At 69.1% G+C, this 16,559-nt stretch carries 13 protein-coding genes; 7 read left to right on the top strand and 6 right to left on the bottom strand.

Annotation, left to right across the window (positions count from 1 at the left end; all coding sequences use genetic code 11):
• Positions 1-3: 3 nt before the first annotated feature.
• From gcvP to ACZK4S_RS00120, 5 genes are all read right to left on the bottom strand, one after another.
• Positions 4-2,826, bottom strand: coding sequence for an aminomethyl-transferring glycine dehydrogenase (gene gcvP / locus ACZK4S_RS00140; protein WP_463643012.1), 2,823 nt, complete (start codon positions 2,824-2,826; stop codon positions 4-6).
• Between the two features lie 8 nt (positions 2,827-2,834).
• A complete protein-coding gene (gcvH, locus tag ACZK4S_RS00135) occupies positions 2,835-3,191 on the bottom strand; it encodes a glycine cleavage system protein GcvH (RefSeq protein WP_198928171.1) in 357 nt (118 codons plus the stop codon).
• Between the two features lie 9 nt (positions 3,192-3,200).
• Positions 3,201-4,319, bottom strand: coding sequence for a glycine cleavage system aminomethyltransferase GcvT (gene gcvT, locus ACZK4S_RS00130; protein ID WP_076058336.1), 1,119 nt, complete (start codon positions 4,317-4,319; stop codon positions 3,201-3,203).
• Positions 4,320-4,424: 105 nt separating this feature from the next.
• On the bottom strand, positions 4,425-6,488 hold the full coding sequence (gene uvrB, locus ACZK4S_RS00125) for an excinuclease ABC subunit UvrB (RefSeq protein ID WP_182763612.1): 2,064 nt from the start codon (positions 6,486-6,488) through the stop codon (positions 4,425-4,427).
• Positions 6,489-6,577: 89 nt separating this feature from the next.
• The gene (locus ACZK4S_RS00120; RefSeq protein WP_076058341.1) at positions 6,578-7,267 is read right to left on the bottom strand and encodes a maleylpyruvate isomerase family mycothiol-dependent enzyme; all 690 of its coding nucleotides are present in this window, start codon (positions 7,265-7,267) and stop codon (positions 6,578-6,580) included.
• Positions 7,268-7,293: 26 nt separating this feature from the next.
• Here ACZK4S_RS00120 and uvrA point away from each other — a divergent pair, with 26 nt between their 5' ends.
• Complete coding sequence (gene uvrA / locus ACZK4S_RS00115; protein WP_083665300.1) at positions 7,294-10,137, top strand: excinuclease ABC subunit UvrA; 2,844 nt, start codon at positions 7,294-7,296, stop codon at positions 10,135-10,137.
• A gap of 37 nt (positions 10,138-10,174) precedes the next feature.
• Here the strand turns inward: uvrA and ACZK4S_RS00110 are convergent, their stop codons facing one another.
• Positions 10,175-10,765 carry a hypothetical protein gene (locus ACZK4S_RS00110; protein WP_143570835.1) on the bottom strand — a complete coding sequence of 197 codons (591 nt, stop codon included), beginning with the start codon at positions 10,763-10,765 and terminating at the stop codon, positions 10,175-10,177.
• A 45-nt stretch (positions 10,766-10,810) separates the two neighbouring features.
• Between ACZK4S_RS00110 and uvrC the strand changes: the two genes are divergently transcribed.
• From uvrC to ACZK4S_RS00080, 6 genes are all read left to right on the top strand, one after another.
• Entirely contained in the window at positions 10,811-12,730 is a 1,920-nt protein-coding gene (uvrC, locus tag ACZK4S_RS00105; RefSeq protein ID WP_076058346.1) for an excinuclease ABC subunit UvrC, read from the top strand.
• Between the two features lie 73 nt (positions 12,731-12,803).
• On the top strand, positions 12,804-13,397 hold the full coding sequence (locus tag ACZK4S_RS00100) for a biotin transporter BioY (RefSeq protein WP_076058348.1): 594 nt from the start codon (positions 12,804-12,806) through the stop codon (positions 13,395-13,397).
• Complete coding sequence (locus ACZK4S_RS00095) at positions 13,394-14,104, top strand: energy-coupling factor ABC transporter ATP-binding protein (RefSeq protein WP_076058351.1); 711 nt, start codon at positions 13,394-13,396, stop codon at positions 14,102-14,104. The genes ACZK4S_RS00100 and ACZK4S_RS00095 overlap by 4 nt, the downstream gene beginning before the upstream one ends.
• Positions 14,101-14,721 carry a CbiQ family ECF transporter T component gene (locus tag ACZK4S_RS00090; RefSeq protein ID WP_076058353.1) on the top strand — a complete coding sequence of 207 codons (621 nt, stop codon included), beginning with the start codon at positions 14,101-14,103 and terminating at the stop codon, positions 14,719-14,721. The genes ACZK4S_RS00095 and ACZK4S_RS00090 overlap by 4 nt, the downstream gene beginning before the upstream one ends.
• 10 nt (positions 14,722-14,731) lie before the next feature.
• The gene (rapZ, locus tag ACZK4S_RS00085; RefSeq protein WP_076058356.1) at positions 14,732-15,598 is read left to right on the top strand and encodes an RNase adapter RapZ; all 867 of its coding nucleotides are present in this window, start codon (positions 14,732-14,734) and stop codon (positions 15,596-15,598) included.
• Positions 15,595-16,542, top strand: coding sequence for a gluconeogenesis factor YvcK family protein (locus tag ACZK4S_RS00080; protein ID WP_076058358.1), 948 nt, complete (start codon positions 15,595-15,597; stop codon positions 16,540-16,542). Before rapZ ends, ACZK4S_RS00080 begins: the two co-directional genes overlap by 4 nt.
• Positions 16,543-16,559 lie beyond the last annotated feature (17 nt).

Here is a 16,559-nt window from a genome sequence, read left to right as displayed (position 1 = left end):
CTCCTACTCCTCGCCCCAGGGCGGGCAGCTGCACACGAGGTTGCGGTCGCCGTAGGCGTTGTCGATGCGTCCCACCGCGGGCCAGTACTTGTCGACGCGGAACGCGCCCGCCGGGAAGCAGCCCTGCTCCCGCGTGTACGGGCGGTCCCAGTCGGCCACGAGGTCCTCGACGGTGTGCGGGGCGTGCCGGAGCGGCGACTCGGCGGCGCTGACCTCCCCGTCGATCACCTGCCGGGCCTCGCGGGCGATGTCCAGCATGGCGGTGACGAAGCGGTCCAGCTCAGCGAGGGGCTCCGATTCCGTCGGCTCGATCATCAACGTGCCGGCCACCGGGAAGCTCATGGTGGGCGCATGGAAGCCGTGGTCGATGAGCCGCTTGGCGATGTCGTCGACCGTCACGCCGGACTTCGTCCAGCCGCGCGGATCCACGATGCACTCATGGGCCACGCGGCCGCGGGCGCCGGTGTACAGGATGGGGTAGGCCTCGGCGAGCCTGCTCGCGAGATAGTTGGCCGAGAGGATGGCCACCTTGGTGGCCTGGGTGAGGCCTGCGCCGCCCATGAGCAGCACGTAGGCCCACGAGACCAGCAGGATCGACGCGGACCCGTGATTGGCGCCGGAGACGGCACCGGGGGCGCCCGCCTGCGGATCGGAGGGGAGGAACGGTGCCAGGTGGCGCTGCACGCCGATCGGCCCCATGCCGGGCCCCCCACCGCCGTGCGGGATGGCGAAGGTCTTGTGCAGATTGAGGTGGCTGACATCCCCGCCGATCTCGCCCGGCCTGACCAGACCCACCATGGCGTTGAGGTTGGCGCCGTCGATGTAGACCTGGCCGCCGTGCTCGTGGGTGATGTCGCAGACCTGGCGCACCGTCTCCTCGAATACGCCGTGGGTGGACGGGTAGGTGATCATCACCGCCGCGAGTCTGCTGCCGGCTTCGGCGGCCTTGGCGCGGAAGTCGTCGAGGTCGATCTCCCCGTCGGCCGTCGCCTTCACCGCCGTCACCTTCATGCCGGCCATCTGGGCGGAAGCCGGGTTGGTGCCATGGGCCGAGGTGGGGATGAGGCACACGTCCCGGTCGTCGCCGTTGGCCCGGTGGTAGGCCGCGATGGTGAGCAGGCCCGCATACTCGCCCTGCGCGCCGGAGTTGGGCTGCATCGAGAACGCGTCGTAGCCCGTGATCTCGCAGAGCTTGGCCTCGAGGTCGGCGATCAGTTCGGCGTAGCCCTGCGTCTGGTGGGCGGGGGCGTAGGGGTGCAGTTCGGCGAACCCGGGCCAGCTCAGGGGCCGCATCTCGACGGCCGCGTTGAGCTTCATGGTGCAGGAGCCCAGCGGGATCATGGCGCGGTCGAGCGCCAGGTCGCGGTCCGACAGGCGGCGCATGTAGCGCATCATCTCCGACTCGGCCCGGTTGAGGTGGAACACCGGGTGGGTGAGGTAGTCGGTGGTGCGGAGCAGGTCGTCCGGCAGCGCGGGGACGGCGGTCAGCCCGGGGCGCTCGTCGATCCCGAACGCGTCGAGCACGCGGGCGACGATGTCCAGGTCCGTGGTCTCGTCGACGGAGATGCCGACGCGGTGCCGGCCGATGCGGCGCAGGTTGATCCCGCGGTGCTCGGCGGCGGCGATGATCCCCGCCTGGCCCACGCCGACGTCGACGGTGATGGTGTCGAAGAAGACCTCGGGTTCGACGGCGGCGCCGCCGTCGCGGAGGGCGGCGGCAAGCGTGGCGGCAGAGAGGTGGGTTCGCTGGGCGATGGAGCGCAGGCCCGTGGGCCCGTGGAAGACGGCGTAGAACGAGGCCATCACCGCCAACAGGGCCTGGGCGGTACAGACGTTGGACGTGGCCTTCTCGCGGCGGATGTGCTGCTCCCGGGTCTGGAGCGCGAGCCGGTAGGCGCGGTTGCCCCGGGCGTCCTTGGAGACGCCGACCAGACGGCCGGGCAGGGCGCGCTTGAGCTCGTCGCGACACGACATGAACGCCGCGTGCGGCCCGCCGAAGCCCATCGGCACACCGAAGCGCTGCGAGGAGCCGATGGCGATGTCGGCGCCCATCGAGCCGGGGTCCTTGATCAGGCACAGGGCGAGCAGGTCCGTGGCGACGACCGCGATGCCGCCGCTGTCCTTGACGGCGTGACACTGGTCCGTGAGGTCGCGGACGTGCCCGTAGGTGCCGGGGTGCGCGAAGATGGCGCCGAAGAACCCGTCTGCGACGAAGTCGCCCACGGGGCCGACCACGAGGTCGATGCCGAGCGGCTCGGCGCGCGTGGCCAGCACGGCGAGCGTCTGGGGGTGGAGGTCGTCGGCGGCGAAGAACCGGTGCGAGGTGGCTTTGGCGGTGCGTTTCGCCATGGCCATCGCCTCCGCGGCGGCGGTGGGCTCGTCGAGGAGGCTGGCGTTGGCGAGGGGGAGCCCGGTGAGGTCCGCCACCATCGTCTGGAAGTTCAGCAGCGCCTCCAGCCGGCCCTGCGAGATCTCCGGCTGGTACGGCGTGTAGGCCGTGTACCAGGCGGGGTTCTCGAACACGTTGCGCTGGATGACCGGCGGGGTGACCGTGCCGTAGTAGCCCTGGCCGATGAGCGAAGTCAGCACGGTGTTCTTGGCGGCCACGTCGCGGAGCTTCTGCGTGACCTGGTGCTCCGTGAGGGGCTCCCAGCCCAGCGGCTGCGACTGGTGGAGACCACGGGGGACGGTCTGCTCGATGAGTTCGTCGAGAGAGCCGACGCCCACGGCCTCCAGCATTGAGGCCATCTCGATGCGGCTCGGGCCGATGTGGCGCAGCGTCGCGAAGTCGTCCGGCTGCACGTCCGGGCGGTCCCACGTGGTCATCGGTGTCCCTAGCCGATCATCGAGCGGTAGGCGTCCTCGTCCATCAGCGATTCCGCCGCGGCGGGATCCGACGGGCGGATCTTGATGAACCAGGTCTGCATCGCGGAGTGGGGCGTCACCGATTCAGGGGAGTCCGCCAGGGACTCGTTGACCTCGGTGATCTCACCGTCGTAGGGGGCGTTGATGCCGGAGACGGCCTTGGCGGAGTCGATGCCCACGATCTCCTCACCCGCGGTGACCGTGGTGCCGGCATCGGGCAGGTCGATGAAGACGATGTCGCCGAGTTCCGAGGCGGCGTGGTCGGTGATCCCGACTTCGAACGACTCGGTGTCGACCCACTCGTGTTCGTCGGTGAACTTGATCATGGTGCTCCTCTAGCGCTTGTACTGGTGGGGGACGAACGGTAGTTCCGTGACGGTCAGCGGCAGGGCCTTGCCCCGGACCTGGGTGTAGAAGGTTGCTCCGGCCGTGGCGCCGGTGGGCACCAAGCCCATGGCGACGGGGCCGCCGGCGGTCGCGCCGAAGCCGCCCGAGGTGATGACGCCGACCTGTTCGGTGCCCTGCTCGTCGGCGAATAGGGGAGCACCCTCGCGGGCCACGGCCCTGCCCTCGGGGCGCAGGCCCACGCGCTCGCGCGCGGCGCCCTCGTCGAGTTGCCGGAGGATGACCTCCGCGCCGGGGAAGCCGCCGGCCCTGGAGCCACCGGAGCGGCGGACCTTCGGGATGGCCCAGGCGATGCCGGCCTCGACCGGGGTGATGTCTTCCGCGAGCTCGTGGCCGTAGAGGCACATGCCGGCCTCCAAGCGGAGGGAGTCGCGGGCGGCCAGACCGGCCGGGGCCACGTCGTCCAGCGCCAACAGCGCGCGGGCGAAGGCCTCCACCTGCTCGTTGGGGAGGGAGATCTCGAAGCCGTCCTCACCGGTGTACCCGGAGCGCGAGATCCACAGCTCGGCGCGCACGCGTCCCGGGTCAGGCAGCACGAGGGAGTCCATGAAACGCATGGCGGGGACTTCGGGCACCAGGGTGGCGAGCGTCTCCTCGGCCTTCGGCCCCTGCAGCGCCAGCAGCGACCTGTCCGTCAGGTGCTCGACGGTGACGTCCTCCAGCGTCCGCAGCAGCGCCAGGTCCGCGTCGGTGCGCGACGCGTTGAGGACCAGGAAGAACCGGTCTCCGTGGTGCGCGAACATCAGGTCGTCCACCACGCCGCCGGCATCGTTGGTGAGCAGGCCGTAGCGCTGCCGGCCCTCCTCGAGCCCCGCGACGCTCGCCGGGATGAGGGTCTCCAGCGCTGCCGCCGCGTCCGCCATGTCGCCTGAGCGGGGGCGGATGAGCACCTGCCCCATGTGGGACACGTCGAACAACGACGCCGCCCCGCGGGTGTGATGGTGTTCCTTCAGGCCGCCCTCGAACTGGACGGGCATGTCCCAGCCTGCGAAGTCGACGAGCTTGGCGCCCAACTGGGTATGGAGTTCATGCAGCGCCGTGGTCTTCATCGACGTCGGGCCCCTTCCCGGCACGCGTGCCGACGGTTGGACAACGCATCCAGGCTAGCTGCGCACCAGTGCCGCGGTGCGCGGAACGGGGGAATCCGCGCAGGCTCAGCGCGTGGCCTCGATCATGCCGCGCAGATCCCGTTTCAGGTCCACGATCTCGTCGCGGTGGCGGGCGGCCACCTCGAACTGCAACTCCGCCGCCGCCTGGTGCATCTGGGCGGTGAGGTCCTCGATGAGCTTCGCGAGTTCCTCCTGGGCCATGGCGGTGGCATCCAGGCCGCGGCCCTTACGTCGGCCACCGGAAGCCGCCTCCTCGAGCAGTTCGGTGGTGTCCGCGTCCTCGCGAGCGAGCATCTCCGAGACGTCGCCGATGCGCTTGCGCAGCGGTTGCGGGTCTATGCCGTGCTCGGTGTTGTACGCCACCTGGACGGCGCGTCGACGGTTGGTCTCGCCGATGGCGGCCTCCATCGACGGCGTGATCTTGTCTGCGTACATGTGCACCTGGCCGGCGACGTTTCGGGCGGCACGGCCGATGGTCTGGATCAGGGACCGCTCGGAGCGTAGGAAGCCCTCCTTGTCGGCGTCCAGGATGGCCACCAGCGACACCTCCGGGAGGTCGAGACCTTCGCGGAGCAGGTTGATGCCCACCAGCACGTCGTACTCGCCGAGGCGCAGCTCGCGCAGGAGTTCGATGCGGCGGATGGTGTCGATGTCGGAGTGCAGGTAGCGGGTGCGGATGCCGTGGTCCATCAGGTAGTCGGTGAGGTCCTCGGCCATCTTCTTGGTGAGCGTGGTGACGAGCACCCGCTCGTTGCGCTCCACGCGGAGCTTCACCTCGCCCATGAGGTCGTCGATCTGCCCACGCGTGGGCTTGAGGATGACCTCCGGATCCACCAGACCGGTGGGGCGGATGATCTGCTCCACCACGCCGTCGGCCCGTTCCATCTCGTACGGGCCGGGCGTGGCCGAGAGGTAGACGGACTGCCCGATGCGCTCCACGAACTCGTCGAACTTCAGCGGCCGGTTGTCGATGGCGCTGGGCAACCGGAACCCGTGCTCGACGAGGGTGCGCTTGCGGGAGGCGTCGCCCTCGTACATGCCGCCGATCTGGGGGATGGTGACGTGGGACTCGTCGACCACCAGTAGGAAGTCTTCGGGGAAGTAGTCCAGCAGGCAGGACGGGGCGGACCCGGGGGCGCGGCCGTCGACGTGGCGCGAGTAGTTCTCGATGCCGGAGCAGGTGCCGATCTGGCGCATCATCTCGATGTCGTAGTGCGTGCGCATCCGCAGGCGCTGAGCCTCGAGCAACTTGCCCTGCGCCTCGAACTCGGCGAGCCGCAGCTCCAGCTCGCGCTCGATGCCAGCGATGGCGCGCTCCATGCGGTCCGCGCCGGCCGAATAGTGGGTGGCGGGGAAGATGTAGGCCTCGCTCTCCTCGTGGATCACGTTGCCCGTCAACGGGTGCATGGTGACGATGCGCTCCACCTCGTCGCCGAAGAACTCCACGCGCAGCGCGTTCTCCTCGTACATGGGGAACACCTCGAGGGTGTCGCCCTTCACCCGGAAGGTGCCGCGTCCGCCGCCGATGTCGTTGCGGGCGTACTGGATGTCCACCAGATGGCGCAGGAGGGTGTCGCGTTCGTACTCGTCGCCGACGCGCAGCGTGACCCGCTGCTTCAGGTACTCCTCCGGCGTGCCCAGGCCGTAGATGGCCGACACGGTGGCCACGACGATGCAGTCCCTGCGGGTGAGGAGCGACGACGTGGCGGCGTGCCGCATCCGCTCGACCTCCTCGTTGAGCGAGGAGTCCTTCTCGATGTAGGTGTCCGTCTGGGGCAGGTATGCCTCGGGCTGGTAGTAGTCGTAGTAGGAGACGAAGTATTCGATGGCGTTGTTGGGCATCAGGTCGCGCAGCTCGTTGGCGAACTGCGCGGCCAGGGTCTTGTTGGGCTGCATCACGAGGATGGGGCGCTGGAGGCGCTCCGCCAGCCACGCCACCGTCGCCGTTTTGCCGGTACCGGTGGCGCCCAGCAGCACGACGTCCTGCTGGCCGGCGTTGATCCGCTGCTCGAGGTCTGCGATGGCCCTGGGCTGGTCACCGGACGGCGAGAACTCCGAGACGACCTCCAACGGGGCCACCTGGCGCTGCAGTTCTTCGATGGGACGCATGACTCACAGCGTAGTCGCGGCGTCTGACAGACAGCGCGTCAGTTCTGCGAGCCCCCATCAGACACAACTCAGCGCTGCGTGAGCAGCAGCTAGTCGTCGGCGCGGTAGATCCGGCTCGACTCCACGCCACGCATCAGCCAGGCGAGGAGGTCTGCGGCCGGGCCGTGGAAGGTGGCCGGTTCTACCGTGCGGCCCACGGTGCCCTCGTAGCCCTCATCCGCCACGAGGCGCAGCGGAGGGTAATCGTCGCGGTGCCCGATGCGCTCCACCTGGAAGGCCAGCAGCGCGAGCGCGACGTCGGGGGCCAGCACGGCTGGCGTGAAGTGCGCGTCGAGGTCGAGATGGTGGAGCACCACCTCGCTGAGCCGGGCGAGCGGGACGTGGCGGGCGGGGATGTGGTGGCCGTCGCGGAGCCTGATCTCCCGCTGGTCGCCCTCCAGTTCCGGGAGGAGTTCCTGGAGTTCGCTGGCGCTGGTGTCGAGGTCGATCTGCAGAGCGAGGCCGCCGGAGATGGCGCCCAGCTCGATGGCCTGGTGGTCTTCGCCGCGTGAGCCGTACATCTCGCTCTGCACGCCCTCCTGGAGTTCGCCGATCACCCGGACCATCGCACGGGCCCCCTCGGCGAGGTGCGCGGCCACGTGGCTGCGTGACCAGCCGCTCAACTTCGTGGGGCCGGCCCAGTCTTCGTCGGTGAAGCCGATGGTCGTCCCGAGTAGCAGCGACGTGTGCTCGCGCACGGCGCTCACCACGTCGCCGAACGGCAGGCGGTTCATCGGCATGTGCCCCAAACTAGCAAAGACGTACCATTACGGGCGTGAATGATCGGCTCATTGTGCGTGGCGCACGCGTACACAACCTCAAGAATGTCTCCGTCGACCTGCCCCGCGACTCACTCATCGTGTTCACCGGACTCAGCGGATCGGGAAAATCGTCGTTGGCGTTCGACACGATCTTCGCTGAGGGGCAGCGGCGCTACGTCGAGTCGCTGTCGGCCTATGCCCGCATGTTCCTGGGCCAGATGGACAAGCCGGATGTCGACTTCATCGAGGGGCTCTCGCCGGCGGTGTCGATCGACCAGAAGTCGACGTCGCGCAACCCCCGCTCCACGGTGGGCACCATCACGGAGGTCTACGACTACCTGCGCCTGCTCTACGCGCGCATCGGCGTCCCGCACTGCGAGGTGTGTGGCGCCGTCATCGGGAAGCAGACCCCGCAGCAGATCGTGGACCGCATGATGGGCGAGGAGGAGGGCACCCGCTTCCAGATCCTGGCTCCGCTGGTGCGCGGTCGCAAGGGCGAGCATGCGGACCTGTTCCGCCAACTGATCGGCGACGGGTATGCCCGCGTCCGCATCGACGGCGAGACCTATTCGCTCACGGAACTGCCAGCCGTGGCCAAGACCTACAAGCACGACATCGACGTGGTGGTGGACCGCGCGGTGGTGCGGCCCAACGCCAAGCAGCGCATCACCGAATCGATCGAGACGGCCCTCAACCTCGCCGGCGGCGTGGTCACGATCGACTTCGTGGACCGCCCCGAAGGGGACCCTGAGCGCGAGCGTCGCTTCTCGGAGAAGATGGGCTGCCCCAACGAACACGACGTCAACATCGACGAACTCGAGCCGCGGCAGTTCTCGTTCAACGGCCCGTGGGGGGCCTGCCCCGAGTGCTCGGGCCTCGGCACGCTGCTGGACCCGGACCCCGAGCTGATCATCCCCAACGACGACCTCTCGGTGGAGGACGGCGCCATCGCGCCCTGGACCACGCCGACGATCAAGCAGCACTACGCCCGCGTCCTCGAGTCGCTGGGGGAGGAGCACGACTTCTCGTTGACCACTCCTTGGAAGGACCTGTCCGCCGCCACCCGCAAGCTGCTGCTGCACGGCGCCAAGGGCAACGTGGTGGTCAAGTACCGCAACCGGTTCGGCCGGGTGCGGGCGTTCTCTCAGAAGTATGAGGGCGTCATTCCCTTCATCCGGCGGCGGTTCGACGAGGCCGAGACGGACGCGGCGCGGGACCGGTGGGGCGGCTACATGCGCGAGATCGACTGCGCGCGCTGCGAGGGCGCCAGGCTCAAGGCCGCGTCGCTCGCGGTCACCGTGGCGGAGCGCAACATCTCCCAGCTGGCCAACCTGTCGATCGGTGAGGCCGCGGAGTTCCTGGGCGCGCTGCAACTGTCGGAGCGGGAGGCTGCCATCGCGGAGCGGCTCATCAAGGAGATCAACCTGCGGCTGCGCTTCCTGCTCGACGTGGGGCTCGACTACCTCTCGCTCTCGCGCGCCGCCGGCACGTTGTCGGGCGGCGAGGCGCAGCGGATCCGTCTCGCCACCCAGATCGGGTCCGGCCTCGTGGGCGTCCTGTACGTGCTCGACGAGCCGAGCATCGGCCTCCACCAGCGCGACAACCTGCGCCTCATCGAGACGCTGCACCGGCTCCGCGACCTCGGCAACACGCTGATCGTCGTCGAGCACGACGAGGACACCATCCGCGCCGCGGACTGGGCGGTCGACATCGGCCCAGGGGCGGGCGAGGGTGGCGGCGAGGTCGTCATCAGCGGCACCGTGGAGGAACTGCTCAACCACCCCGAGTCCAAGACCGGCGCCTACCTGTCCGGCCGGCTCGAGATCCCGGTACCGGCCGTGCGGCGTCCGGGCAACGGGCTGCAACTCGTCGTCAAGGGGGCGCGCGAGCACAACCTGCGCAACATCGACGTGACCTTCAACCTGGGCCAGTTCATCGCCGTGACCGGGGTCTCCGGTTCGGGCAAGTCGTCGCTGGTCAACTCCATCCTGTACACCGCCGCGGCCAAGGCCATCTACGGCGCGAAGGCCGTGCCCGGGCGGCACAAGTCGCTCGAGGGGCTCGAACACCTCGACAAAGTGATCTCGGTGGACCAGTCGCCGATCGGACGCACCCCCCGGTCGAACCCGGCCACCTACACCGGCGTGTTCGACAAGGTGCGGGCACTGTTCGCCAAGACGCCGGAGGCGAAGGTCCGCGGCTACATGCCCGGCCGCTTCTCCTTCAACGTGAAGGGCGGCCGGTGCGAAAACTGCATGGGCGACGGCACCATCAAGATCGAGATGAACTTCCTGCCGGACGTCTACGTGCCGTGCGAGGTCTGCCACGGGGCCCGGTACAACCGCGAGACGCTCGAGGTGCACTACAAGGGCAAGACCATCGCCGAGGTGCTCGACATGCCCATCAGCGAGGCGGCCGTCTTCTTCGAGTCGATCTCGTCCATCGCCCGGTACCTCAAGACGCTGGAGGAGGTGGGCCTCGGCTACGTCCGCCTGGGCCAGCCGGCCACGACCCTGTCGGGCGGCGAGGCGCAGCGCGTGAAGCTCGCGGCTGAGTTGCAGAAGCGCTCCACCGGCCGCACTCTCTACGTCCTCGACGAGCCGACCACCGGTCTCCACTTCGAGGACATCCGCCGCCTGCTGGCCGTGCTGCAGCGCCTCGTCGACCAGGGCAACACCGTCGTGACCATCGAACACAACCTCGACGTGATCAAGAGCACGGACTGGGTGATCGACATGGGGCCAGACGGAGGGACGCGCGGTGGCACCGTCATCGCGACCGGCACTCCCGAGGAGGTCGCGGCGACGGCGGGCTCAGCCACCGGCGAGTTCCTGAAGAAGCTGCTGTGAGCGGAAGTCCCGCGGCACCCCGGCGGGACCGCCCGGATCAGGCGGGATAGAGCGGGCGCAGCGACTCCGGCGCGATGCGCCCGGCGGACCATCTACCGGCGAAGTAGATGAACAGCGCCGCGCCGAACAGCGGCAGGGCTGGCTTCCGGGGGTCCCACGGACCCCGCAGCGAGTTGATGTACTGGTCGCGGTTCAGGGCCACCACGCCGTCCTGGCCGCCCTCGCAGGCGACCTGGTAGCGGCCCGGCTCGGCGTAGAACGAGGTACCGACGGTGGGCGGGTCCGACGCGTAGCGCCACGGCTCCTGCAGGAGTTCGTAGCCCTCCGCGTCCGTGATCGTGCAGGGGGGCAGTTCGGCCTCGTGGCGGATCAGCACGTAGGAGTCCGCCGAGGTGATCGAGATGGACCCGTCCGTGCCTGGCACGTGTCGTTGGGGCACGTAGTCGTCGCGCATGCCGGTGAACTGGCCGAGCAACAGCGCCGCGGCGGGTGCCGCCAACGCCAGCGCCGCGATGATGGTGACCACCTGCACGACGAAGGCGATGCGGCGGCGCTTGCGCCAGGCGCGCATCTGCAGGACGAGTTCCTCGCGGGCCGACAAGGAAGTCTCTCGGTGACTCGTGGTCATGGCTCAAGGATAAGCCCGCATTCCGCGGCTGAGTAGGCTGCAGACATGGCCGATCCCGCGAGCTACCGCCCCCGTCCGGGCAGCATCCCGACAGATCCCGGGGTTTACCGGTTCTTCGACGCGTTCGGCCATGTTCTGTACGTCGGCAAGGCGAAGAATCTGCGCCAGCGGCTCAACTCGTACTTCGCGGACCCAGCCGCCCTGCACTTCCGCACCCAGACGATGGTGCGCACCGCAGCGAAGGTGGAGTGGACGGTGGTGGCCAACGAGTTGGAGGCACTCCAGCTCGAGTACACCTGGATCCAGCAGTTCGACCCGCGGTTCAACGTCAAGTACCGCGACGACAAGTCCTACCCCTGGCTGGCCGTCACCATGAACGAGGAGTTCCCGCGCGTGTTCGTCGGGCGCGGCGCCAAGAAGCGCGGGGTGCGGTACTTCGGCCCGTTCGGGCAGGCGTGGGCCATCCGCGAAACCGTCGACCTGCTGCTGCGGGTGTTCCCCATGCGGTCCTGCACGCAGGGCGTGTTCAACAGGGCCAGGTCCGCCGGCAGGCCGTGCCTCCTCGGCGACATCGGCAAGTGCAGCGCCCCCTGCGTCGGACAGGTGAGCCCGGAGGAGCACCGTGCGATCGCCGAAGACTTCTGCTCCTTCATGGGCGGCAACACCGGCGGGATCATCGGCCGCATCGAGCGCGCGATGTACGACGCCTCGGCGGAGCTGAACTTCGAGCGCGCGGCCGTCCTCCGGGACTCGCTGACCGCCCTGCGCAAGGTGCAGGAGAAGAACTCTGTGGTGCTCAGCGACGGCCTGCGCGCCGACATCGTGGGCCTCTCGGACAACGGCCACCAGGTGGCCGTCCAGGTGTTCCACATCGTCGACGGGCGCATCCGGGGCGAACGAGGCTGGATCGCCGACCGGGCCGACGACCGTTCGCTGACGGAACTGCTCGAAGCCTTCCTCGAGCAGTTGTACACCGACGACCTGGAGATCCCGCCGTACATCCTCAGCTCCGTGGAGGCGGAGGACACGCTCATCGCGCACCTGTCGAAGCGCCGCGGAGGCAAGGTGGACATCCGGGTGCCGCTGAGGGGTGAGAAGCGGGCGCTGCTCGACACCGTCGTCCGCAACGCCGACATGGCGCTCGACCAGGCGAAGCTGCGCCGATCCACGGACCTCACGGCCCGTTCGCAGGCGCTGGACGAGATCTCCGAGGCGCTCGGCCTGGAGGAACCGCCGCTGCGGATCGAGTGCTACGACATCTCGCACACCATGGGCACCGAGACCGTCGGCTCCATGGTGGTGTTCGAGGACGGGATCCCGCGCAAGAGCGAGTACCGCCGTTTCATCATCAAGAGCTTCGAGGGGTCCAACGACATCGCCGCCATGACCGAGGTGCTCAGCCGGCGCCTCCGGAGGCTGTCGGACGAACGCCAGTCCGACGTCAAGGTGGACGCCACGACGGGGGAGGCGGCCCGCTTCTCCTACGCGCCGGCGCTGATCGTCGTCGACGGCGGTCTGCCGCAGGTGAACGCCGCGGCGGCGGTGCTGAAGGAGTTCGGCTTCGACGGCGAGATCGCGCTCTGCGGCCTGGCCAAACGGCTCGAGGAGGTGTGGATCCCCGGCGAGGAGTACCCGCTGATCCTGCCGCGGGCCTCCGAGGGGCTGTACCTGCTGCAGCGGTTGCGGGACGAGGCGCACCGTTTCGCGATCACGCATCATCGGTCCAGGCGGGCGAAGACGGTGGTGGAGTCGGTGCTCGACGGCGTCCCTGGGCTGGGTGAGCTGCGCAGGAAGGCGCTGTTGAAGTACTTCGGTTCCATGCGGAAGCTGCGCCAGGCCAGCGTGGAGGAGATCGCGCAGGTGCCCGGTTTCGGCCCGCGGCTGGCCGCCTCCGTCAAGGCCGCCGTCGCCGACACGGGGGGAGAGGCGATCAACCTCACCACCGGCGAAGTCATCGACACCTGAGACACGCCCCGAGTTGAACAGTGTTCAAACAAGGTGCTTAAATTGTGCTCACTCATCACCCTAGGAGTGACCGATGTCCACCAGCACCGCTGTCGAGGCGCCACGCACCAAGGCCTTCGCGCCCGCCGACCTCGCGTACATCGCCGTGTTCGCCGCCTTGCTCTCGGCGCTGTCCCAGATCACCGTGTCCCTCGGGCCGGTGCCCTTCACGCTGCAGACCCTCGGCGTCGCCCTGACGGCGCTCGTCCTCGGCCCTTGGCGCAGCTCGGCAGCCGTCGTGCTGTACATCGTGGTCGGCGTGGCCGGGCTCCCCGTGTTCGCGGGAGGCAAGGCGGGCCTCTCCGCGTTCCTCGGCGCCACGGGCGGCTACCTCATCTCCTTCGTGGTCGCCGCGGTCCTCATCGGGTTCGTCGCGAAGTGGGCGCTGCACAAGGGTCTGTCGCCCATGACGCCCGTGTGGTTCTTCGTCGGGTGCCTCGCCGCGCGGTACCTCGTGATCCTCCCGATCGGCGTGGGCTGGCTCTCGGCCTACCTCGACAAGCCCTTCTTCGACGCCATGGTCACCATCGACATGCCATTCTGGATCTGGGACGCAGCCAAGAGCCTCTTCGCCGTGCTGATCGCCGTCGCGGTGCACAAGGCCTTCCCGAGGCTGCTCGGCCGATGATCCAGCTCCGCGACGCCCGCGTGGTCGTCCCCGCCTCCCGGCAGGGCGACCCGGACCGGGTATTGCTCGCGGGGGTCACACTGGACCTCGCCGAGCGGCGCGTCGCCGTCATCGGCGCCAACGGCTCCGGAAAGTCGACGCTGCTCCGACTGCTCAACGGCCTGCGCACCGTCACCTCGGGCCAGGTGCTCGTGGACGGCCTCGACGCAGACCGCGACGGCAAGGCGGTGCGGCAGAAGGTGGGCTTCATCTTCACGGACCCCCTGGCGCAACTGCTGATGTCGACGCCCGTGGAGGACGTCGAACTCAGCCTGCGCAGCCTGATCAGCAACCGCGCCGAACGCACCGCCCAGGCCCACGCCCTCCTTGAGGAGCGCGGCATCGGGCACGTCGCGCACCAGTCGATCTACGACCTCAGCGGCGGTGAGCGTCAACTCGTGGCGCTCACCAGCGTGCTGGCCGTCGAGCCCGCCATCCTCGTGGCCGACGAACCCACCACGCTGCTGGACCTGCGCAACAAGCTGATGCTCCGCCGCGTCTTCGCCGAGCTGGACCAGCAGATCGTCTTCTCCACCCACGACCTCGACGTCGCACTGGACGCCGAGCGGGTCATCGTCGTCGACGGTGGCCGCATCGTCGCCGACGGCGAGCCGGGCGAAACGGTCGACTTCTACACGCGCATCATGGCGGACAGGGTGGGGGCGTGAACGCCCACACCAGTGTGCTGGGCATCTTCGAGCCCGGCGACGGGTGGCTCTTCAGGGCACGCGTGGGGACGAAGTACCTCCTCCTGCTGGCGTTGGCGGTGCCGCCCATCTTCATCTTCCAGTGGTGGGCCACCGCCGCCGGCGTCGTACTGGTGCTGGCCGCCCTGCTGACGGCCGGGCTCGGGCTCCGCAAGATATTCGGCTTCGGCTGGTACATCTGGTTCTTCCTCGCGCTGCTCGCTGCGTACCAGCTCGTGGGGTTGCGCTGGGAGCCCGCGTTCGTGACGCCGGGCAACATGCTGCTGGGCGTGCTCGCGGCGCGGATGCTCACCCTGACCACCTCGACGGCGGACCTGCTCGACGCCCTCACCCGCGGCCTCGGGGTCCTGCGGTACGTGCGGATCAACCCCGATGCAGTGGCCCTCATGGTGGCGCTGATGCTGCGCTCCATCCCGTTCCTGGCCGGGTCCATCGAGGACGCCCGCGCCGCAGCCCGCGCCCGTGGGAAGGAACGCAACCTGGCTCTGCTGCTGACCCCTGCCGTCGTCAACGCGGTGTCATTCGCGCAGCGGACAGGCGAGGCGCTCCATGCGCGGGGGCTGCCGGAAGAGCACTAGGGTGGGCGCCATGACCGACGTCGCGCACCAGGAGTTCGCCATCATCACCGGCCTGTCCGGTGCTGGGCGACGCACGGCAGCCCACGCCATGGAGGACCTCGGCTGGTTCACCGTCGACAACCTGCCTCCCGTCATGTTGCCCGGGCTGGCGCAGACGCTGCTCAACGACGGCGTGTACAAGGTGGCGGTCGTGGCGGACGTGCGCAGCCGCGAACAGTTCGAGCAGTTGCCGGCCGCGTTGGCCGCGCTGGAGGCCGCGGGTGGCCGCGTCACGACGGTCTTCCTCGAGGCGGACGACGACATCATCGTGCAGCGCCAGGAATCCAACCGACGCCCGCTGCCGCTCCAGGGCGGCGACCGGCTGATCGAGGGCATCGCCCGTGAGCGCCGCCTGCTCGCAGACATCCGCGCCACCGCCGACATCGTCGTCGACACCACCCGCCTCTCCGCCCGCCAACTGGTGCAGCGCGTGGCCAACCACTTCGGCGACGAGGCAACCGACAAGCTCAAGATCGCGCTGATCTCCTTCGGCTTCAAGAACGGGGTACCCGTCGACGCCGACATGGTCTTCGACGTGCGCTTCCTCCCCAACCCGTACTGGATCCCCGAATTGAGGCCGAAATCCGGGCTCAGCAAGGACGTGGCGCAGTACGTGCTCAAGCAGCAGGCGGCCCAGCGGTTCCAGGAACACATGGTGGAGCTCCTGGCCACGGTCGCCCCTGGCTACCTCAACGAGGGCAAGCGCCAGGTGACCGTCGCGATCGGGTGCACCGGCGGCAAGCACCGCTCCACCAGCATGAGCGAAGAACTGTCCATGAGGTTGCGTGAGCACGGCTTCCCGACCACGGTGCTGCACCGGGATCTGGGGAAGGAATGACCATCACCTCCCTGCCCAAGGTGGTCGCCCTCGGCGGCGGCCACGGCCTCGCCGCGTCCCTGACGGCGCTGCGCCGCGTCACGGACCAGCTCACCGCCGTCGTGACGGTCGCGGACGACGGGGGCTCCTCCGGCCGGCTGCGCCGGGAGTTCAACTGTCTCCCGCCCGGAGACCTCCGCATGGCGCTGGCGGCGCTCTGCTCCGACGACCACGCCGGCCGCACCTGGGCGAACGTGCTGCAGTCGCGGTTCACGGGCGACGGTCCGCTGGGTGGGCACGCCATCGGCAACCTCCTGATCGCCGGCCTCTGGCAGCAGTTCGAGGACCCGGTCCAAGGTCTCGACATGGTCGGCGACCTGCTGCGCACCCGGGGACGCGTGCTGCCCATGAGTTCCGTGCCGCTCGAGATCGAGGCCGACGTGTTGGGCCTGGACCCGTTCGCGCCCGACGAGGTGTGCACCCTGAGCGGCCAGGCCACCGTCGCCAAGACCAGGGCGGAAGTGCAGCGGGTCAGGCTCGTGCCGGACCAGCCCCCAGCGCGACCCGAGGCGGTGGCGGCGATCATGGCGGCCGACGCCGTCGTGCTCGGCCCGGGTTCCTGGTTCACGTCAGTGCTTCCGCACCTCCTCGTGCCGGAGCTTGCGGAGGCCATCGTCACGACGAAGGCGCAGCGGATCCTCGTCCTCAACATCACCGCCGCGGCGGAGACCGACGGCTTCTCCGCCGCCCGCCACATCGAGACGCTCGCAGAGCATGCACCGAACCTCCGCCTCGACGTGGTCATCGCGGACAGTCGCTTCACCGCGGACGACGAGCACATCGAGGGCTACGTGCAGTCGATGGGAGGGCGCCTCGTCCGGGCCGACGTCGCGTCCCGCGACGGGTCGTCCACCCACGACCGGCACCGCCTGGCGTCGGTGTTCAGCGAAGTGATCACCGGGTGAGGATCCTGACCCCCGTG

Source organism: Tessaracoccus zhenghani, assembly GCF_055326325.1.
Note: the sequence above shows the minus strand (reverse complement) of the source record. Positions and strands in the feature narration are given on the sequence as shown.